The organism is Pseudalkalibacillus sp. SCS-8 (assembly GCF_040126055.1).
In the GTDB taxonomy this organism is placed as follows: Bacteria; Bacillota; Bacilli; order Bacillales; family Fictibacillaceae; genus Pseudalkalibacillus; species Pseudalkalibacillus nanhaiensis.
Genome location: NZ_CP143541.1, coordinates 2501639 through 2521571, shown reverse-complemented (window position 1 = coordinate 2521571; position 19933 = coordinate 2501639). Strand labels below are relative to the sequence as shown.

The 19933-nt window shown below is 43.8% G+C and carries 16 protein-coding genes, 1 other RNA gene and 1 other annotated feature; of the genes, 14 read left to right on the top strand and 3 right to left on the bottom strand.

The window, feature by feature from the left end; translation table 11 throughout:
- Positions 1-243: 243 nt before the first annotated feature.
- The 6 genes from V1497_RS13150 (at position 244) to dtd (ending at position 7344) form a co-directional block, all read left to right on the top strand.
- The gene (locus tag V1497_RS13150) at positions 244-1152 is read left to right on the top strand and encodes a cation diffusion facilitator family transporter (RefSeq protein ID WP_349407994.1); all 909 of its coding nucleotides are present in this window, start codon (positions 244-246) and stop codon (positions 1150-1152) included.
- Positions 1152-1487 carry a lipopolysaccharide assembly LapA domain-containing protein gene (locus V1497_RS13145; RefSeq protein WP_349407993.1) on the top strand — a complete coding sequence of 112 codons (336 nt, stop codon included), beginning with the start codon at positions 1152-1154 and terminating at the stop codon, positions 1485-1487. The genes V1497_RS13150 and V1497_RS13145 overlap by 1 nt, the downstream gene beginning before the upstream one ends.
- A 66-nt stretch (positions 1488-1553) precedes the next feature.
- Complete coding sequence (gene recJ / locus V1497_RS13140) at positions 1554-3914, top strand: single-stranded-DNA-specific exonuclease RecJ (RefSeq protein WP_349407992.1); 2361 nt, start codon at positions 1554-1556, stop codon at positions 3912-3914.
- A gap of 5 nt (positions 3915-3919) precedes the next feature.
- Positions 3920-4432 carry an adenine phosphoribosyltransferase gene (locus V1497_RS13135; protein WP_349407991.1) on the top strand — a complete coding sequence of 171 codons (513 nt, stop codon included), beginning with the start codon at positions 3920-3922 and terminating at the stop codon, positions 4430-4432.
- Positions 4433-4680: 248 nt separating this feature from the next.
- The gene (locus tag V1497_RS13130) at positions 4681-6873 is read left to right on the top strand and encodes a RelA/SpoT family protein (protein WP_414703565.1); all 2193 of its coding nucleotides are present in this window, start codon (positions 4681-4683) and stop codon (positions 6871-6873) included.
- A gap of 15 nt (positions 6874-6888) precedes the next feature.
- The gene (gene dtd, locus V1497_RS13125) at positions 6889-7344 is read left to right on the top strand and encodes a D-aminoacyl-tRNA deacylase (protein WP_349407989.1); all 456 of its coding nucleotides are present in this window, start codon (positions 6889-6891) and stop codon (positions 7342-7344) included.
- Between the two features lie 50 nt (positions 7345-7394).
- On the opposite strand, the gene V1497_RS13120 is transcribed toward dtd, so the two are convergent.
- Positions 7395-9131, bottom strand: a complete 1737-nt coding sequence (locus V1497_RS13120; protein WP_349407988.1) for an SH3 domain-containing protein — start codon at positions 9129-9131, stop codon at positions 7395-7397.
- Between the two features lie 162 nt (positions 9132-9293).
- Between V1497_RS13120 and V1497_RS13115 the strand changes: the two genes are divergently transcribed.
- The 5 genes from V1497_RS13115 to V1497_RS13095 all read left to right on the top strand — a co-directional run bounded on the left by V1497_RS13115 (position 9294) and on the right by V1497_RS13095 (position 14607).
- On the top strand, positions 9294-9467 hold the full coding sequence (locus V1497_RS13115; RefSeq protein WP_349407987.1) for an RNA polymerase subunit sigma-70: 174 nt from the start codon (positions 9294-9296) through the stop codon (positions 9465-9467).
- Between the two features lie 69 nt (positions 9468-9536).
- Positions 9537-9774, top strand: a binding site (T-box leader).
- Positions 9775-9968: 194 nt separating this feature from the next.
- Entirely contained in the window at positions 9969-11255 is a 1287-nt protein-coding gene (gene hisS, locus V1497_RS13110) for a histidine--tRNA ligase (RefSeq protein WP_349407986.1), read from the top strand.
- Positions 11252-13036 carry an aspartate--tRNA ligase gene (aspS, locus tag V1497_RS13105; RefSeq protein WP_349407985.1) on the top strand — a complete coding sequence of 595 codons (1785 nt, stop codon included), beginning with the start codon at positions 11252-11254 and terminating at the stop codon, positions 13034-13036. The genes hisS and aspS overlap by 4 nt, the downstream gene beginning before the upstream one ends.
- 499 nt (positions 13037-13535) lie before the next feature.
- Positions 13536-13716, top strand: a non-coding RNA gene (ssrS, locus tag V1497_RS13100) — 6S RNA.
- Between the two features lie 123 nt (positions 13717-13839).
- Entirely contained in the window at positions 13840-14607 is a 768-nt protein-coding gene (locus V1497_RS13095; RefSeq protein WP_349407984.1) for a tRNA threonylcarbamoyladenosine dehydratase, read from the top strand.
- Between the two features lie 57 nt (positions 14608-14664).
- On the opposite strand, the gene V1497_RS13090 is transcribed toward V1497_RS13095, so the two are convergent.
- Complete coding sequence (locus V1497_RS13090) at positions 14665-15426, bottom strand: RsfA family transcriptional regulator (RefSeq protein ID WP_349407983.1); 762 nt, start codon at positions 15424-15426, stop codon at positions 14665-14667.
- A 96-nt stretch (positions 15427-15522) separates the two neighbouring features.
- On the bottom strand, positions 15523-16854 hold the full coding sequence (locus V1497_RS13085) for an AAA family ATPase (RefSeq protein ID WP_349407982.1): 1332 nt from the start codon (positions 16852-16854) through the stop codon (positions 15523-15525).
- A gap of 258 nt (positions 16855-17112) precedes the next feature.
- On the opposite strand from V1497_RS13085, the gene cymR reads away from it, so the two are divergent.
- The 3 genes from cymR to mnmA are packed head-to-tail and all read left to right on the top strand — an operon-like array spanning position 17113 to position 19849.
- Positions 17113-17532, top strand: a complete 420-nt coding sequence (gene cymR, locus V1497_RS13080; RefSeq protein ID WP_349407981.1) for a cysteine metabolism transcriptional regulator CymR — start codon at positions 17113-17115, stop codon at positions 17530-17532.
- Positions 17533-17576: 44 nt separating this feature from the next.
- Entirely contained in the window at positions 17577-18719 is a 1143-nt protein-coding gene (locus V1497_RS13075) for a cysteine desulfurase family protein (RefSeq protein ID WP_349407980.1), read from the top strand.
- Between the two features lie 17 nt (positions 18720-18736).
- A complete protein-coding gene (gene mnmA / locus V1497_RS13070; protein ID WP_349407979.1) occupies positions 18737-19849 on the top strand; it encodes a tRNA 2-thiouridine(34) synthase MnmA in 1113 nt (370 codons plus the stop codon).
- The last annotated feature ends 84 nt before the right edge of the window (positions 19850-19933 follow it).

Genomic DNA, 19933 nt, shown 5'->3' with positions numbered 1-19933 from the left:
CATTATGGTTCTTCGACTAACAACCACCACGTCCTGTGGTGAACGTCGAAGCCACCACATCCTGTGGAAGTGAGGAGGCTGAAGCGTTGCCCGCGGAAAGCGTCCGCCTGAAGCTGTTCGTTATCAACAACATTCTTTAACCTAGCTATTTAAAAAGATATTTCAAATATTTCGTTCACTTTTGATTGAAAAGGGAATGTTAAACGTAGATTAGAATGAAGATCGTGTTTTGGAGTGGTAAATGTGGATCAGAATGATCGTTTTAAACAAGGTGAATTTGCAGCATGGGTCGGAATTATCGGGAACCTGATTCTTGCGATCATAAAAGGTTTTGTCGGGTTCATCTCAAATAGTCGAGCATTAATTGCGGATGCTGTCCATTCTGCATCAGATGTTGCGGGATCATTTGCGGTGTTGCTCGGCCTTCGTGCTGCTAAGCTTCCCCCGGATAGAGATCATCCTTATGGACACGGGAAAGCAGAATCAATCGCCGCTATTATTGTCGCTGTTCTCCTTTTTGTAGTCGGACTGGAAATCGGCTATTCATCTGTAGAAGCTTTTTTCCATCCGATTGAAGCACCGAAAATTTGGGCGGTTTATGCCGTCATCTTTTCAATCATCGCGAAGGAACTGATGTTTCAATATAAGTTCCGATTGGGAAAAAGAATTAATAGTGATGCTGTCATCAATAACGCCTATGAGCATCGATCAGATGTCTATTCATCAATGGCTGCACTCGTCGGAATCGGAGCAGCGGTAATTGGTGGGAAACTGGATATCAGCTGGCTTGAGTATGCTGATCCGATTGCAGGACTCGCCGTATCATTGCTCGTCCTTCGAATCTCCTGGAAATTAGGTTCAGAGTCGATTCATAATACCCTCGATCACGTCCTTCATGAAGAGGATACGGTTGAAATGAAAGAGATCGTCCGAGGTGTAGATGGGGTGTTGAATCTTGATGAATTTTTCGCAAGAGAGCATGGATACTATGTCATTATCGATCTTAAGATTGCAGTTGACCCGAACATTACAGTACAACAAGGACATGATATCGGAAAAGAAGTGAAAAATCGTTTGATTGAACAAACTCTCGTCAAAGACGTATTCGTTCACATTAATCCATATCAAGAAGAAAAGGGTGGAGGAGAATAATGAGGAGAGAATGGAGTTACATTTTAGTCCTGTTATTTGCAATCATTGTTGCGGTGTTTGCTGTAATTAATGTTGAAGCTGTTGAGGTGGATTATTTATTTGGAACCGCGCAATGGCCGCTCGTGTTAGTTATACTGGGATCAGCACTGATTGGTGCCCTCTCAATCGGTATTGCAGGATCGGTACGTTTCATGGCAATGCGCAAGGAATTACGTTCTTTACGTAAAGAGAATGAACAATACAAAGCAGGGTTTGAAAGCAAATCACAGACGGATGAAAATCAGAGTGAGGCCACCAAAGAGACCGTCGAATTACCGAAAGACACATCTGTATAGTTTCAAAATACAATTTGCCACCTCTTCACCCCCTCTTGTATAATGGGTGAGTCAGAGGTGGTTTTTATGTTGAATGCAAAAACGAGGTGGCATGTCACTGACGTCGACCAGGACAGACAAAATGAACTGGTCCGACATTTGGACATATCACCACTCGTTGCTGGATTACTTGTGAATCGAGGCAAATACGATATCGATGAAGCAGCAACGTTTTTACATATTGAAAATGCAGAATTCCATGATCCTTTGTTATTAGATGGCATGGAAAAAGCAGTGAATCGTATACGGCAAGCGATTGAACAGCAAGAAAAGATATTGATCTTCGGTGACTATGATGCAGATGGAGTAAGTAGTACCTCTGTGATGATTTATACGTTACGAGAATTGAACGCTGACTTCGATTATTACATACCCAACCGCTTCACCGAAGGATATGGTCCGAATGAAGCCGCCTTCCGTTGGGCGAAGGAGCAAGGCTTTTCGCTGATCATCACGGTTGATACTGGTATTTCCGCAATCCACGAAGCCTCTGTAGCTAGAGAACTCGGATTAGATCTGATCATTACGGACCATCACGAACCACAGCCAGAACTTCCTGATGCCTTTTCGATCATCAACCCGAAAAAGCCCGGTTGTCCATATCCTTTTAAGGGCCTCGCTGGAGTCGGCGTTGCGATAAAGGTGGCACATGCATTACTAGAGAAACCGCCAGTCCACTTACTCGATATCGCATGTATCGGGACGATTGCGGATCTCGTTCCACTCGTGGACGAAAACCGCCTCATTGCGAAAAGAGGAATCTCAAGACTCCAACGCACTGAAAAGCCGGGTTTGCAAGCTTTGCTGAAGCTTTGTGGAATTAAGGATCAAGTGTTGAATGCCGAACATATCGGGTTCGGAATTGGACCTAGGGTGAATGCAGCCGGCAGACTGGATTCAGCTGATCCGGCGGTCGACTTATTTACGACGGATGACCCAGAACAGGCTGAAATGATTGCTGAAGAGATCGATGCAATGAATAAAGAAAGACAAAACCTTGTCAACCAGATGACGAAAGAAGCGGTTCAAATTGTGGAACAGAACTACCCACCTGAGGAGAATTCTGCCCTGGTCATTGCGAAGGAAGGCTGGAATCCTGGAGTGATCGGTATTGTAGCCTCAAGACTTGTGGAGAAGTTTTATCGACCGACCATCGTATTGAGTATGGATCCTGAGAAAGGGGTAGCAAAAGGTTCAGCACGAAGTATCAATGGCTTTGATATGTTTGCCAACCTTTCCGAATGTCGTGACATTCTCCCCCATTTCGGTGGGCATCCGATGGCAGCTGGGATGACCTTGGACCTGGAACATGTCGATGAGCTCCGTAATCGCCTAAATGAATTGGCCGAAGAGAAGCTCGTTCCTGAAGATTTCATACCGATCACATCCATCGATTTGAAGTGCTCGGTTGATGACATTTCATTGGAGGTCATTGAGGAATTACAGGCTCTTGAACCATTCGGTGTCGAAAATCCAAAACCGAAATTTCTCATTGAACCATGTAAACTGAAGGAATTCAGAAGAATAGGAAGTGATTCCAAACATCTCAAGCTTGCTTTGCAGGGCTCCAACACCCAATTGGATGTCATTGGATTCCATTTTGGAGAGGTCTTTGAAGACATTACGCCGAATGCTTCCTTATCTGTCGTAGGAGAGCTGTCCATCAATGAGTGGAATGGGTTCCGGAAGCCGCAATTGATGTTACAGGATATCGCAATCAAGGAGAAGCAGCTCTTTGATTATCGTGGGGTCAAGAACCTGAAGGATCGCCTTAATCTATTAGATCCAGAAAAGGTCCGCCTCCTTGCATTCCAAGAACAAACTGTGGAACAGCTTAGACTAGGAGATTGGCAGGATGTCATCTATCGAGTGGGTGAGGATGAAACGCTCAATGATCTTGATATTGAAGGACAATACCTCATCATTCTGGATCTTCCATCAAGCAAGCGCCAATTGAAGGAGCTGATGTTGGCAGGCTCTACAGCTGAACGGATCTATACCGTGTTTCATCACGAAGAAGACCATTATTTCAACCCGATCCCGAGCAGGGAATCATTCAAATGGTACTATGCATTCTTGAGAAAGCAAGGTAGGTTCAACTATAAAGAGAAAGCAAAAGAACTGGCTGCTTATAAAGGGTGGACAAAAGAATCCATCTATTTCATGACAGAGGTGTTTTTTGAGCTTGAATTTGTTACAATAGACAATGGTGTTGTTACAGTAGCGGACCAACCGATGAAAAGACCGCTGACTGATTCAAGAACGTATAGGAGAAAGCAAGAACAGACGAGTCTAGAAAATGACCTATGTTACTCCTCCTATCGTGACTTAAAACGCTGGTTTTTTGAAAAAGAAAATGATGGTGTTCGATTTGAGGAGGCTCACTAAAGAAGATGGATTATAAAAAATATATTGAAGTAGTAGAAGATTTCCCACAACAAGGGATTCGTTTCAAAGATATCACAACCTTGATGCAAGTAGGGGACATTTACAAAAAAGCGATGGATGACATTGTGACGTATGCACAAGAAAAACAAATCGATGTCGTCGTGGGTCCTGAAGCGAGAGGATTCATCGTCGGTTGTCCAGTGGCTTATTCAATGAATGTCGGCTTCGTTCCTGTTCGAAAAGATGGAAAGCTGCCACGTGAAGTTGTGAAAGTCGACTATGGAAAAGAATATGGAAAAGATGTATTGACCATTCATAAGGATGCGATCCGACCAGGACAGCGTGTATTGATCACCGATGATCTGCTTGCTACAGGTGGAACGATTGATGCCACAATCCAGCTTGTTGAAAAGCTTGGCGGTGTTGTAGCAGGAATTGCATTCATGATTGAGTTGACTTACTTGAATGGCCGAGATAAGTTGGACGGATACGATATCTTTACTCTTATGCAATATTAATAGGTATATATTGTGTGAACGGGCTCGTTAGTACGAGCTCGTTTTATTATCCAAAAAGTTCTTGAATTTTTTTCTTTCTATAGGTGTCAAACCGAATGAATTTAGAGAATAATGTAGTGTGGAGCTTAATGACTTCTTGGAAGTTCGGGTTGTTAAAAGTTTACAAGTAAGAACAATCGACAATTTTCGATTTATGCTTTACACAGAGTAAAATTTTAACGATAATAGAATTTATATACCAATCAACAATGATAGGTGATTGTATGGCCATTCAAGATGTATTGAAAAAAGCGGCAACTTATTTGCCGAGTAAAGAAATAGATTATTTGGAAAGGGCGTACGAATTTGCGAGAGATGCTCATGAAGGGCAATATCGTAAATCGGGCGACCCTTATATTGATCATCCTGTTGAAGTCGCAGACATCCTCGTCAATCTCGAGTTGGACGCCCCTACGATTGCAGCAGGGTTTCTTCATGATGTCGTAGAAGACACAGACGTCACTTTAGACGACCTTACAAAAGAGTTTGATGAAGAAGTAGCAATGCTCGTCGATGGTGTGACGAAGCTGAAAAAGATTAAATTCAAGTCGAAGGAAGAGCAGCAAGCGGAGAACCATCGGAAGATGTTCGTCGCAATGGCTCAAGATATCCGTTGCATTCTGATCAAGCTTGCTGACCGGCTTCATAATATGCGGACGTTGAAGCACATGCCGAAGGAAAAACAAATCCAGAAGGCGAATGAGACGCTTGAAATCTTCGCACCACTAGCTCATCGACTAGGTATTTCGACGATAAAGTGGGAGTTAGAGGACGTTTCGTTACGTTACTTGAACCCGCAACAGTATTACAGGATCGTTAATCTCATGAAGCAGAAACGCAATGAGCGGGAGCAGTATGTGCAAGAGGTCATCGACGATATCCAGGGCCGGTTGGATGAAGTGAACATCAAAGCAGACATCTGGGGACGACCGAAGCACATTTACAGCATCTACCGGAAGATGACGAAGCAGAACAAACAATTCAATGAGATTTATGACCTGCTTGCGGTCCGAGTCATCGTCGACAGTATTCGGGACTGTTATGCTGTACTCGGAATCATCCATACGTGCTGGAAGCCGATGCCGGGTCGGTTCAAGGATTACATCGCGATGCCGAAAGCGAATATGTATCAATCCCTCCATACGACAGTCATCGGACCTAAGGGCGATCCGCTTGAAGTCCAGATTCGTACGGAAGATATGCATCGTGTTGCGGAGTATGGTATCGCTGCACACTGGGCTTATAAAGAAAATCAAACGAATACAGGGAAAAACACGTTCGAGGAAAAGCTGACGTGGTTCCGAGAAATCCTTGAGTGGCAAAATGATGCATCCGATGCTGAAGAGTTCATGGAGTCGTTGAAGGTCGACCTCTTTTCGGATATGGTGTTTGTCTTTACGCCGAAAGGAGATGTCATCGAGCTTCCTTCAGGCTCAGTTCCGTTAGATTTCGCCTATCGGATCCACACCGAGATTGGTAACCAATGTATTGGTGCAAAAGTGAACGGAAAAATGGTTCCGCTCGACTATAAATTGAAGACGGGCGATATCGTGGAAGTTCTTACTTCCAAACATTCCTACGGTCCCAGTCAGGATTGGTTGAAGCTGACCCAGAGTTCTCATGCGAAGAATAAAATCAGACAATGGTTCAAGAAGGAAAAGCGCGAAGAGAATGTATCCAAAGGGAAAGAACTTATTGAAAAAGAAGTACGAAGCAACGGGTATGAATTGAAAGATGTGTTCACCCAGGAAAATCTCGAGCGGGTTGCTGAGAAATATAACTTCTCTAACATTGAAGACATGTATGCAGCAGTCGGATATAGCGGCATTACAGCTTCACAAATCGCAACAAGATTAGCGGATAAAGTCCGTAAGAAGAAGACGGAAGCTGAGACCGAACAGCTTCTGAACACAATCAATGAATCAAAATCTTATCCACAACGTAAAAGGACCGAAGTCGGCGTTCAGGTGAAAGGGATCGATAATTTGTTGATCCGACTTTCAAGGTGCTGCAATCCTGTTCCAGGTGATGACATTGTCGGCTACATTACAAAAGGTCGTGGAGTATCGATCCATCGAAAGGATTGCCCGAACATCGATGTGGAGAATGATGAAAGCCGTCTATTGCCAGTTGAATGGGAAGGCGCAAACCACCAGACGAAAAATTACAGTGTCGATATTGAAATCAACGGTTTTGATCGCCGAGGACTTCTGAATGAAGTCCTGCATGCCGTTGCTGAAACGAAGACGAATATCAGTGCTGTGTCTGGAAGGTCGGATAAGAACAAAATGGCAACGATCAACATGACGATATCCATTCAAAATGTCAGTCATCTACAAAAGGTCGTAGAACGAATCAAAAGAATTCCAGATATTTATGCTGTCCGAAGAGTAATGCAGTAATTGGAGGGAGACTAGATGCGAGTCATTGTGCAGCGTGTCTCACATGGTAAAGTGCTTGTGAAGGATCAAACAGTCGGTGAAATCGGAAAAGGTCTTGTATTGCTTGTTGGGATCACACATGATGATACGGAAAAGGACGTGGCCTTCCTGGTTGATAAAATCCCGAATTTGCGGATTTTTGAAGATGAAGAAGGGAAGATGAACCATTCCTTGATGGATATTAATGGCGGTATTTTATCTGTCTCGCAATTCACCCTTTATGGGGATTGTCGAAAAGGAAGAAGACCGAACTTCATGAACGCAGCCAAGCCCGATTTTGCTGAAGATTTATATGAGACATTTAATCGTAAATTGGTTGAAAAAGGTCTTGAGATGGAAACAGGACAATTCGGAGCGATGATGGATGTCCAAATCCATAACGATGGACCTGTCACACTCATACTGGATACAGATGAGATGAAAAAGAAGTAACAGATTGAAAAGAGGATGACTCGCGAGTCATCCTCTTTTTTTTGTTGCTTTTACCTTTTTGAGAAATACTGGGCAAGCCCACGATAAATTCCGTGTGCCGATTTATCCATATACGTGGATGTACGGATGTAATGCTCTTCTTGAGAGTTAGAAAGGAAACCGAGTTCAAGGAGTACTGATGGTCGATTATTCGTCCGCAGTACCTGGTAATTCCCGAAAAGGACCCCTCGATCTGAGAGACCGGTTTGTCTGACTATTTCATCCTGTATGGATGTGGCGAGTTTGGTATCCTTCGTTTTAGAGTAATAAAAGCTGTTGATCCCTCTTGCACTTGGAAAGGTTGACGAGTTGAAATGCAGACTGATGAATGCATCGGCATTGTGCATATGTGAGAGAGTGACCCTGTGATGCAGGCTGACATATCGATGATCTGTCCTCGTTAAAATGACTTTTGCTCCTGCTGCTTGTAATTTAGCCGCGACAGCCAACCCTACTTTCAAATTCAAATCTTTTTCAAGAGACCCATATGCAACGCCAACTGCACCACTGTCATGCCCACCATGTCCCGGATCAAGAACGATTGTCTTTCCCCTTAAATGGTCCCCGACGGTAGGATGGCTTACTCCTGGGAGGGAAGAGCCGGCTACTGAGACGATCCACCCAGCCACATAAGCTTCTTTATTGTTTTCAAGCCTGATTTTGTACCAATCGCCTACCTTTGCAACCAAGGGAAATTGATCGCCCATATCCCCTCGATGTATAACAGGGTGGCTGGTCGATGGGCCACTCCTCAGGTTCGTTCCGTCATGTAGCAAGGCTACAAAAGGTTCATTCTCAGAAGAATTTGTGTTTTCATTGTCGATCTCTTGAAGGAACCATGAAGCTGTCCATCCTTTTGTTTGGTCCGATTCAATATACGCCCAATTGTTTTTCGTTTCGACAATCGTTACCGTTGTACCCTTCGTCAATTGCCCGACAATCTTTCCTTGAAGAGAGCCTTGATTCCGGACATTCAATATGGATACTGTCACTTTTGCTTTCTTAGGTTGTATAGGTGAGGCTGTTTTTGGCGGTCCATTCGTCAGATAACGTTCAGCGACCCAGCCTTTCAATTGATTATATTGAATCTGAGACCAGCCTTCTTTACGTTGTAGCACATCCACTTTGTCCCCTTTACGTAAGGACCCTACAACCGAATGATTCGTCCCCGGACCACTACGAATATTGAGGCTGGTTGCACTCACTGTGGAGTGATTGGATGGTGTTATCTTTTTTTCCTTTTCAACTGATTCCACGAGCCATGAAGCGACCCAGGCTGTCGTATCATGATACCGGATCTTTGTCCACGAGCCTTTCGTGTCAAGGAGCTGATAGGTCTGTTGAGGGGCAATCGTTCCGATCACCTGGAAAGAAGTATCCGGGCCATTCCGGACATTCAACCCCTCGACCTTTGAACGGATCCACTCCCTATTTCCGTTTCCGTCTGAAGGGAAAGCGTTGTCTACGGATAATTCTTCAGCATACCAGCTTGCAATCCACCCTTTTTTGCTCCCGACCTTGATTTGCAGCCAATCCTTATTCTTAGACAAGATTGGATACTTATGGTTTTTATGTACTTGGACGATAATCGGATAATCGAGTCCTGGACCCGACCTTACATTTAGTGCGTCGACAGTAATGAGAGCACGGTTATTACTTTCTGCTGAAACCATGTCATTTTTGTCAGTCATAACGAAGGAACTCAACAACAAGAAGAAAATGCAAACAATGGAACAAAGCCTTCTCATCCATACACCTCCGAATATTTGCTTTACTCCTTTTATCGGCTACAGGAACGTTTTCCTTTATATGAGGTCGTTCATTCTTCGGAAAAATGATTTTTATGTAAAAAAAACCGACAATGTGGCAATGATAAGGATGAATAGTTATTGATAGGTGGTATGGTAAGCATGAGGAAAAGCATGAAGCAAGAAGCGGCAAATATGCGTTCTCAAAACCTGTATGATGTTGATTTCCATCAGTTCGTCGAGAAGGAGCATATGTTAAGCAACTATGAACTGGCAGTGGAATTCGGAGTCACTCTTGAATCGGTGAAGAAACTGAAAAGGCAGATCCATCGTTAGTTTCCAAAAAATGTGCTTGACATCAGCATTAAACGTACGTATGATAGTAATCAATTCAAAATGAAACGAAAAAAACCGTTGATGAAGAAAAGTAATTCGGATACTCATGTCAAGAGAGGAAATGCCATGGCTGGAAGCATTTCTACAGAGAGGCTGGATGAAAGACACTTCGGAGGTTTTATCCCGAACCCTTATTTAAAAAAGCAGTAGGGATTAAACGTTATGCAGGCGTTAACTGCAAATCAAGTGGAAGTAATACATACTTCAACTAGGGTGGCACCACGGGATTAAAACTCTCGTCCCTTCAAGATTCTATCAGTAGAATCGGAAGGGATGGGAGTTTTTTTATTTTGGCACTGGATTATGGATCTTCGACTAAAAACCACCACGTCCTATGGTGAACGTCGAAGTCACCACATCCTGTGGAAGTAAAACCTATTAACGATTACAGGATGAGCTTACAGCTTGTTTTTGATAAGAAAAATAGAGGAGTGAACTGGAATGAGCTTTCAAATTCCAAGAGGTACCCAGGATATTTTACCAGGGGAAATTGAGAAGTGGCAGTTAATTGAAGAAAAAGCAAAGGAAATCTGCCGGAGATACAATTATCACGAAATACGTACACCGATTTTCGAGCACACAGAATTGTTCCAACGCGGAGTAGGAGATTCAACGGATATTGTCCAAAAAGAGATGTACACGTTCAAGGATCGAGGCGATCGAAGCTTGACGCTTCGACCTGAAGGAACTGCATCCGTTGTACGTTCATTCGTACAAAATAAAATGTTCGGTAATCCACAGCAACCGACGAAGCTGTATTATATCGGACCGATGTTTCGTTATGAACGTCCACAGAAAGGGCGTATGAGGCAGTTCGTTCAATTCGGAATCGAAGCACTCGGGAGCAATGACCCTGCCATTGATGCAGAAGTGATGGCTTTGGCGATGGAGCTGTATAAAGAGCTCGGCTTGAAGCATTTGAAGCTTATCATCAATTCACTTGGTGATACGGACAGTCGAATTGCACATCGGGAAGCCCTTGTGGAACACTTCCGTCCGGTAGTGGAAGAATTGTGTGAGGATTGCCAGAGCCGGATTGAAACGAATCCGTTACGGATTTTGGATTGTAAAAAAGACCGTAATCATCCAAAAATGGAGTCCGCTCCATCAATCCTTGATTACTTGAATGATTCTTCTCGAGAATATTTTGAGCAAGTGAAAGCCTTTTTGGAAGAGCTTAACGTACCATACGTTGTTGACCCGACGTTGGTAAGAGGATTGGATTATTATAATCACACTGCCTTTGAAATCATGAGTGAAGCACCAGGATTCGGGGCGATTACGACATTGAGCGGTGGTGGCCGTTACAATGGTCTCGTCGAAGAAATCGGAGGACCTGAAACACCAGGAATCGGTTTTGCGATGAGCTTGGAACGATTTCTTGTCGCACTCGAAGCAGAGCAAATCGAGCTTCCGCTTGAACAAGGAATTGACTGCTATGTTGTCTCATTAGGTGAAGGTCCGAAGAAGTACAGCATGTCGATTTTGAAGCAATTACGGAAAGCAGGGCTTACAGCGGACCGTGATTACCAGGATAAGAAAATGAAAGCTCAATTTAAAGCAGCTGATCGCCTTCAAGCGAAATTTGTCCTCGTGCTCGGTGAGGATGAGCTTGCCAAGGAAGTTATCAACGTTAAAGATATGGCAACAGGAGAACAGGTTGAGGTACCGCTCAGCGAAGCAAAAGATTACATCATGAAACGATTAGAAGGAGGAACTGCATCATGATTGGAAGAACCCATCATTGCGGCAAAATTACAGAACAAGATATCGGAGCAAGTGTTCAATTAAAGGGGTGGGTCCAAAAGCGTAGGGACCTTGGTGGTTTGATTTTCATCGATTTAAGGGACCGTTCAGGTATCGTGCAAGTCGTCGTGAACCCTGAAGTTTCGAAGGAAGCAGCAGAAATCGCTGATAAAGTACGTAATGAATATGTTATGGATATCAAAGGAACGGTCGTAGCTCGTGATGAATCAACGATTAACGAGAAAATGCCGACAGGACACATCGAAATCAAAGCGGAGCATGTTGAAATCTTGAATGCTGCGAAAACACCTCCTTTCATGATTTCGGATAAAGAGGAAATCAGTGAGGATATCCGACTGAAATACCGCTATATGGACCTACGACGTCCAATCATGCAGGAAACGTTCAAAATGCGAGGCAAGGTGACCAAGCAAATCCGCGATTTCCTGGATGGTTATGATTTCCTTGAGATGGAAACGCCGATGCTGACAAAAAGCACGCCTGAAGGTGCTCGTGACTATCTCGTGCCGAGTCGTGTCCATCCGGGACAGTTTTACGCGTTGCCGCAGTCTCCTCAAATCTTCAAGCAATTATTGATGGTTTCAGGATTTGAGCGTTACTACCAAATCGTACGCTGTTTCCGGGACGAAGACCTTCGTGCAGACCGTCAACCGGAGTTCACCCAAGTCGATATCGAAACATCGTTCATGGATCAGGAAGACTTGTTTGAGATGACTGAACAGATGATGGCTCAAGTTTTGAAAGAAACAAAAGGCATTACGATCCAAACACCAATTCCACGTATGACGTATCATGAAGCGATGGACCGATACGGTTCCGATAAGCCGGATACACGCTTCGGTATGGAATTGATCAATGTATCCGATCTTGTAAAGGATTCCGACTTCAAGGTGTTCGCATCAACAGTCGAATCGGGCGGAGAAGTAAAAGGAATCAATGTGAGTGGAAAAGCGGATCAATTCTCACGTAAAGATATCGATCAATTGACGGACTTTGTAAAAGTTTACGGCGCTAAAGGTCTAGCTTGGTTGAAGGTCGAACAGGATGGCCTTAAAGGACCGATCTCGAAATTCTTTGATGAGGATATGCAAAAGCAATTGACTGAAGCATTTGCGGCTAAAGAAGGAGACCTCCTTCTGTTCGTTGCAGATAAACCGAAGGTAGTAGCAGAAAGTCTCGGAGCCCTTCGATTGAAGCTAGGTAAGGAGCTTGAGCTGATCGATAAAGAGAAGTTCAACTTCCTTTGGGTCGTAGACTTCCCATTGCTTGAGTTTGATGAAGATGCCAACCGTTATGTCGCAGCTCACCATCCATTCACAATGCCACGCAAGGAAGACTTGCATTTACTTGAAACGGATCCAGTCAACGTCCGTGCTCAAGCGTATGACCTTGTCTTGAACGGCTATGAAGTGGGTGGAGGATCACAACGTATTTATCAAAAGGATGTCCAGGAGCGGATGTTCAAAGCCCTAGGATTTACACTGGAGCAAGCCTATGATGAATTTGGATTCTTACTCGATGCTTTCGAATACGGTACACCTCCTCATGGTGGTATCGCGCTAGGACTTGACCGACTTGTCATGTTGATCGCAGGTCGTCAAAATCTGAGAGATACGATTGCCTTCCCGAAAACGGCAAGCGCAAGCGATCTACTGACAAATGCACCAAGTGAAGTCAGTCAGCAGCAACTCGATGACCTGCACTTGAACGTGAAGAAAGCGAAAGTAACAAACGAATCGTAAAAGTTGAGACCGCCCTCTAATTGGAGGGCGGTTTTTAATTGGATTTTATCGGGTTATGTGTTCCCGAAAACGAGAAAACCGTGAAATGGAGGACGCAAGGAGCGTTTATGAGTGCACAAAAAAGGAGAAACCCAAAAATGGTGCACTCATGGAGGGTTTATGAGTGCACGAAAAAGGAGAAATCCAAAAATGGTGCATTCATGGAGGGTTTATGAGTGCACGAAAAAGGATAAACCACCAAAAGATGCACTCATAAATTATCATACATCTGATCTTAATCTGCTTTTCTTACTTTAGTCACATTTCGACCAATTCACACAAAATGAGGTTTGAAATTTTGAATGGTTGATACTGCTGAACTCGCTTTGGATCAACAGTGTCAAGGTCTATTTCAGTATCGTTACACAAGTTGGTATAGAAGTCTGATTTTTGAGAAAACACTGACAAATCGTTGAAAATCGAAAAACGGTATGCTATTCTATAACTACAAAATATTTAAAGAGTCCTGCGGTGTTCGTTTTCTGCCGAATGTTTGAGCCAACACTTTAAATATGGGAGTCTGAGTTTATGATTTGCGTGCAAGCCTTCTCCGAAAGGACGCATAAGAATTGTAGCAGGGCACCCACTTTATACAGGCAGGTTCAACACAAAGGAAATGTGACGGCACAATTGGGACTCTTACATAGGTTATTCCAACACCAGATGGTTGAAATCTGGTGTTTTTCACGTGTGTGTTGCATTCAAGTTGTTACATCGTATATGCTATTAGAGATATTGGATTGCAGCACGGAAGGAGTATACAGATGTTACATCAATTTTCGAGAAACGAATTAGCGATAGGAAAAGAAGGAATCGAAGTCATAAAAGGGGCGACTGTAGCTGTATTAGGAATTGGCGGCGTTGGATCTTTCGCTGCTGAGGCATTGGCACGTTCAGGTGTTGGTACACTTGTCCTGGTCGATAAAGATGATGTCGATATTACAAACGTAAATCGACAAATTCATGCGCTAGTCTCTACAGTCGGACAACCTAAGGTAGACTTGATGAAGGAACGTATCGTGGATATCAATCCGGATTGTAAAGTTGAAGCCTTGAAAATGTTCTATACAGAAGAGACGTACGAACAGTTTTTCAGCTATCCTCTTGATTTTGTTGTGGATGCTTCAGATACGATCGAATATAAAATCCACTTGATGAAAGAGTGTCTTAAAAGGGAAATTCCGATGATTTCCAGTATGGGTGTTGCGAACAAGATGGATCCTACACGCTTAAGAATCGAAGATATTTCGAAAACAAGCTACGACCCGATTGCAAAAGTCATTCGCACACGACTTCGTAAAGAAGGTATCCATAAAGGAATCAATGTCGTCTTTTCAGATGAGAAGCCGATTCAAATACGAGAAGAAGTCAGAAAAGAAATTGTTCCTGATGAAAATGCAAAAATCCGTAAGGCGAAAATGCCACCATCATCAAATGCTTTCGTCCCATCGGTATCTGGGTTGATCATGGCAGGACACGTCATCAACAAAATCATCGAGAAGAATGACATTCGAATCGACCGCGTCCGATAATGTCTATAAACGAACATAAAAAAGATGATCCAAATCGTACATTGGATCATCTTTTCTTTATTTCGCCACTTTTTCAAGATTACCGTTCTTATCCATCTTGAATTTAGAGGATGAGAGCTCTTCTTGATCTTGAAGGAGGACCATCCTTCTTGCCCGGTCCATGATTTGTAATAACGCCTGGTAATCTTCCTTCAAGGATGTGTAATTGTTTTTTAATTCTTCAAGCTCTTGTTTGTATGCCTCATTTTGTTTCTGAAGTGCAGCACATTCCTGCTGTAACTGCTCGTTCTGATGAGAAGAACTTGTATCCTGATGCTTCAATTGCTGTAAGAACGCGATGATGGAATCAAGCTCAACTCCATCTCCATTACGGGTTTTACTGCTACTACTTTTAGGAGTGGTAGACTGTGCAACAGGTGGAGGAGTCGGGACCATATTCGGTTCAACTGTTTCCTCTGCTACAGTACGACTTTTCGGTTCAGAAAGAGGATGATAGTTTTCAAAATCCATAGGGTCATCAAAACGAGTTTGATAAGTATCTTTCTTTTCGGTTTGTCGTGGAGCCGGCTTAGTGGTGGCTGCTGCAGCCCGCTTCCGTTCTTTTCTTTGCCTTCTCGCAAGCTTCAAAGCTTGCTCATATTTTTTTCTGACGATTGCATTCCATCTAAATCCAACTGCGGCAGATGTACGGTCAAGCTTATCACCAACTTCATCAAATGCTTGAAGCTGTGTGCTTCCTTCTCGTACATGTCGTAATACGGTTTCCGCTAATAATAGATCGTCTTCTTCAGACCACGCGTCTTGGCGTTGATTCGACATATTGTTATCTCTCCTTTAAGCCCCAATAGGTTTTTTAGCATTATCTTGGACAAAAAAGAGAGAAACTATACAAGTTTACTAATTTTAAATACTAGGTTATTGCCCTTTTTCTTTACGCTTTTGGAAATAATCAAGCCGCTTTTGGACAGTTTTCTCATATCCCCGGTCACTGGACTTGTAAAAGGTTTTGTGTGTCAGGTGATCAGGGAGGTATTGTTGAGGGACATACCCATCTTGATAATCATGCGGATATTTATACCCGATTCCTGAGCCAAGCTCTTTTGCTCCGCTATAGTGCGTATCCCGCAAATGGGTAGGCACTTGGCCTGCTTTTTCGTTCTTCACAGCTGCGAGAGCCTGATCGATGCCTGAAATGACGGCATTGCTTTTCGGGGCAGTTGCAATGTAAAGTGCTGCCTCTGCAAGTGGGATGCGTGCTTCAGGCATACCGATAAAATCGACAGCATGGGCAGCTGCTTGTGCAATTAATAAGGCATTTGGATCAGCCAGACCGACATCTTCAGCTGCATGGACATAAAGTCTTCTTGCGATGAATTTCGGATCTTCTCCGGCATAGATCATTTTTGCAAGCCAATAGAGCGTTGCATCAGGGTCCGAACCGCGAATGCTTTTTATAAAAGCGGAGATGGTGTCGTAATGGTTGTCACCTTGTTTATCATACTGTAAGACTCTTTGCTGGATGGATTCCTCTGCAATCTCCAGCGTAATCTGGACGGTACCTTCTGAATCAGGTGTCGTCGTCAGAACAGCAAGTTCAAGAGCGTTCAGTGCTGTCCGTGCATCACCATTTGCAACGTCTACAAGATGGTCGAGGGCTTCATCCTCTGCCTCAATCGAATGGTTTCCAAATCCTCTTTCCTTATCTTTAATCGCCGTTTGCAACACTTGTTTGATATGGGCATCCGTCAAGGGTTCGAATCGAAACAATCTCGATCGGGATAACAGGGCACGATTAATTTCAAACATTGGACTTTCGGTCGTCGCACCAATCAAGATGATTGTGCCATCTTCTACATAAGGAAGTAACGCATCTTGTTGACTCTTATTGAAGCGATGAATTTCATCAATGAATAGAAGTGTCTTCTGATCATCCATCTTCAGTCGTTCCCGTGCCTGGGATGTGATGTTACGAATATCTGCGACACCTGAAGTGACCGCATTGATCTGTTCAAAATGTGCAGAGGTTGTATTTGCGATGATTTTAGAAAGTGTCGTCTTCCCTGTTCCCGGAGGACCAAAGAAGATCATAGCGGACAATTGATCAGCCTCAATTGCTCTACGGAGCAGCTTCCCTTTACCGACGATATGTTCTTGTCCGATGAATTCATCCAGCTTACGTGGTCTCATCCGGTCAGCAAGCGGTTTGCCTTTCGGCGTATCATCCATCGACATATCGAATAAGTCCATTTCATCACGTCCTTTCATGGACATCTATTTCGAGTTGATGCATTGTTGTTGTAATCTCCACATGAATGGTTCATATACGTTGACTTTCATAATTCAACTGAACGATACTATAGGAACTCGGTGAATGCAAGAATTACTCCATTCGTGCTATAATGTCATAGGAAAAAAGAGCAGGAAGCAAACAGGTTGAAACCCCTGAAAAATGAAACGTGATATTGATCATAGACATTCGATGCTTATTCAATTGAGGAGGAGAATATGAAAATATCGACAAAGGGACGATATGGGTTGACCATCATGATTGCCTTGGCCAAAAAATACGGTGAAGGACCAATTTCCTTAAAATCAATTGCAAAGGATCATGGCCTGTCTGAGCACTATCTTGAGCAGCTGGTCGGTCCCCTTCGGAATGCAGGACTCGTCAAAAGTGTCCGTGGTGCATATGGAGGGTATACTTTAACCCGCGATGCGGAAAAGATAACGGCAGGTGACATCATCCGCGTACTTGAGGGTCCGATTACGCCAGTGGAAATTTTAGATGATGAAGAACCGGCGAAACGCGACCTCTGGATCAAAATTAGAGATGCTGTCAAAGAAGTACTGGACAGTACGACGTTAGATGAGCTCGCTTCCTACAGTAACGATGACGATCAAGAAGCGTACATGTTCTACATTTAATTAACAATGGACGTGAGTCTTTACTACATTAATAAGGTGATAAAATGAATGGCATATACTTGGACCATGCGGCTACTTCCCCGACAAGAGAGGAAGTTGTAGAGGCAATGGTTCCTTATTTTACAACATCATACGGAAACCCTTCTAGTATTCATCAATTTGGTCGGAATACAAGACAGGCTTTAGACGATGCACGGCGAGTAATCGCTTCAAGCATTAACGCTTCGTTCAACGAAATCGTCTTTACGAGCGGAGGAACAGAATCCGATAATATGGCGATTATCGGTGCTGCGCTCGCTTTGAAGGAGAAGGGGAACCACATCATCACGTCAAAAATCGAGCACCATGCCGTTCTGCATGCAGTCGAATATTTGGAACAGAACGGATTCGAAGTGACCTATCTCCCTGTTGACGAAACAGGAAGAATCAGTCCAGAGCAACTGAAGGATGCGATCAGGGAAGACACGATCCTTGTCACGATTATGTACGGCAACAATGAAGTCGGAACGTTACAGCCGATCCAGGAAATCGGATCGATCACGTCCGAGCACGAAATCGTGTTTCATACAGATGCTGTCCAAGCTTATGGAAGTGTCATTATCGATGTAAAACATATGGGGATCGATCTTCTCTCCATATCCTCTCATAAAATCAATGGACCTAAAGGAAATGGATTCCTCTATGTACGAGATGGCGTCCGCTTGGAGCCAAGGGCTTTCGGTGGAGAGCAGGAACGGAAGCGTAGAGCAGGAACAGAAAACGTACCTGGCATCATGGGAATGAAGAAGGCCGTCGAGTTAATTGACGCCGAGCGGATCGAGCGCCATAACGAGCTGCAAGGGTTCAAAAAACGGATGCTGGATATTTTCAATGAAGAAGGAATCGAGTATATACTGAATGGCTCCATGGAATATTCGTTACCACATGTTTTGAATGTCAGTTTTCCAGGAACCAATGTTGAATCGATGCTCGTCAACTTAGACTTAGCGGGAATTGCCGCATCCAGTGGTTCGGCATGTACAGCGGGATCCATTGAACCATCGCATGTGTTGGCGGCGATGTTCGATGACCATGAACGTATGACCTCGGCAATAAGGTTCAGTTTCGGTTACGGCAATACGATGGATGAAGTTGAACAGGCTGCCCATGAATCAGTCAAAATCGTCAAGCGATTAACATCACTATGAATGGAGGTGTGAACGAAATGGAAAAAAGACCAGAAAATACACGTGTTGTCGTAGGTATGTCAGGGGGAGTCGATTCCTCGGTAGCGGCATTGCTTTTAAAGGAACAGGGTTATGATGTAATCGGAATTTTCATGAAGAACTGGGATGATACCGATGAAAACGGCGTATGTACAGCAACGGAAGATTATGAAGATGTCATCCGCGTCTGTAACCAACTTGGCATCCCTTATTACGCTGTAAACTTTGAAAAGCAATATTGGGATAAAGTGTTCACGTACTTCCTTGAAGAATATAAAGCAGGGCGTACGCCGAATCCGGACGTCATGTGCAACAAAGAAATCAAGTTCAAAGCTTTTCTCGATCATGCGTTAAGCCTTGGGGCAGATTATGTCGCCACTGGTCATTATGCACGTGTTGCTGAACGAAATGGTGAAACGGTCATGCTAAGAGGCGTGGATGAAAACAAAGACCAGACGTATTTCTTGAATCAGCTTAGCCAGGATCAAATTTCCAAAGTCATGTTCCCGATCGGTGAATACAAAAAACCTGAAATCAGAGAAATGGCTGAGAAAGCAGGACTTGCTACTGCTAAAAAGAAAGATAGCACAGGAATCTGTTTCATCGGGGAACGAAATTTCAAGGAATTCCTGAGTCAGTACCTACCAGCCCAACCTGGAGAAATGCAAACTCTTTCCGGTGAAAAGAAGGGGACGCATGATGGTCTGATGTATTATACGATCGGCCAACGTCACGGACTTGGAATCGGAGGAGACGGTGATCCATGGTTCGTCGTCGGTAAAGACTTAGATAGGAATGTACTATACGTCGAGCAAGGGTTCCATAATGACCTTCTCTATTCTGACAGGTTGACTGCAACCAAAGTGAGCTGGGTCACTGGTAAGGAAATGCCGGACGAAATCAAGTGCACAGCGAAATTCCGTTATCGTCAACCAGACCGCAACGTGACGGTCCGTAAACGCGAAGACGGTCTGTATGATGTATTGTTTGATGAACCGCAACGTGCCATTACACCTGGACAAGCCGTCGTTTTTTATGATAGAGATGTTTGTCTCGGTGGAGGGACGATCGATAAAGTCTATAAGAATGAAGAAGCGATTTCGTACTTGTAGTCGCTGAAATGCAAGACAGCAGTGGACCTTCTCAAATGAACGTTTGACGAGGTCCCTTTTCTTTTCGACGATTGCGTATTTATC

Bases quoted from the DNA above. Each gene is read 5' to 3' on its own strand.
- V1497_RS13115 (WP_349407987.1), top strand. From the start codon at position 9,294: ATGAGGAAAAGCATGAAGCAAGAAGCGGCAAATATGCGTTCTCAAAAC.
- dtd (WP_349407989.1), top strand. From the start codon at position 6,889: ATGCGAGTCATTGTGCAGCGTGTCTCACATGGTAAAGTGCTTGTGAAG.
- cymR (WP_349407981.1), top strand. From the start codon at position 17,113: ATGAAAATATCGACAAAGGGACGATATGGGTTGACCATCATGATTGCC.
- V1497_RS13095 (WP_349407984.1), top strand. From the start codon at position 13,840: ATGTTACATCAATTTTCGAGAAACGAATTAGCGATAGGAAAAGAAGGA.
- V1497_RS13145 (WP_349407993.1), top strand. From the start codon at position 1,152: ATGAGGAGAGAATGGAGTTACATTTTAGTCCTGTTATTTGCAATCATT.
- V1497_RS13085 (WP_349407982.1), bottom strand. From the start codon at position 16,854: ATGGACTTATTCGATATGTCGATGGATGATACGCCGAAAGGCAAACCG.
- V1497_RS13130 (WP_414703565.1), top strand. From the start codon at position 4,681: ATGATAGGTGATTGTATGGCCATTCAAGATGTATTGAAAAAAGCGGCA.
- mnmA (WP_349407979.1), top strand. From the start codon at position 18,737: ATGGAAAAAAGACCAGAAAATACACGTGTTGTCGTAGGTATGTCAGGG.
- V1497_RS13120 (WP_349407988.1), bottom strand. From the start codon at position 9,131: ATGAGAAGGCTTTGTTCCATTGTTTGCATTTTCTTCTTGTTGTTGAGT.
- recJ (WP_349407992.1), top strand. From the start codon at position 1,554: ATGTTGAATGCAAAAACGAGGTGGCATGTCACTGACGTCGACCAGGAC.
- V1497_RS13090 (WP_349407983.1), bottom strand. From the start codon at position 15,426: ATGTCGAATCAACGCCAAGACGCGTGGTCTGAAGAAGACGATCTATTA.
- hisS (WP_349407986.1), top strand. From the start codon at position 9,969: ATGAGCTTTCAAATTCCAAGAGGTACCCAGGATATTTTACCAGGGGAA.
- aspS (WP_349407985.1), top strand. From the start codon at position 11,252: ATGATTGGAAGAACCCATCATTGCGGCAAAATTACAGAACAAGATATC.
- V1497_RS13075 (WP_349407980.1), top strand. From the start codon at position 17,577: ATGAATGGCATATACTTGGACCATGCGGCTACTTCCCCGACAAGAGAG.
- V1497_RS13135 (WP_349407991.1), top strand. From the start codon at position 3,920: ATGGATTATAAAAAATATATTGAAGTAGTAGAAGATTTCCCACAACAA.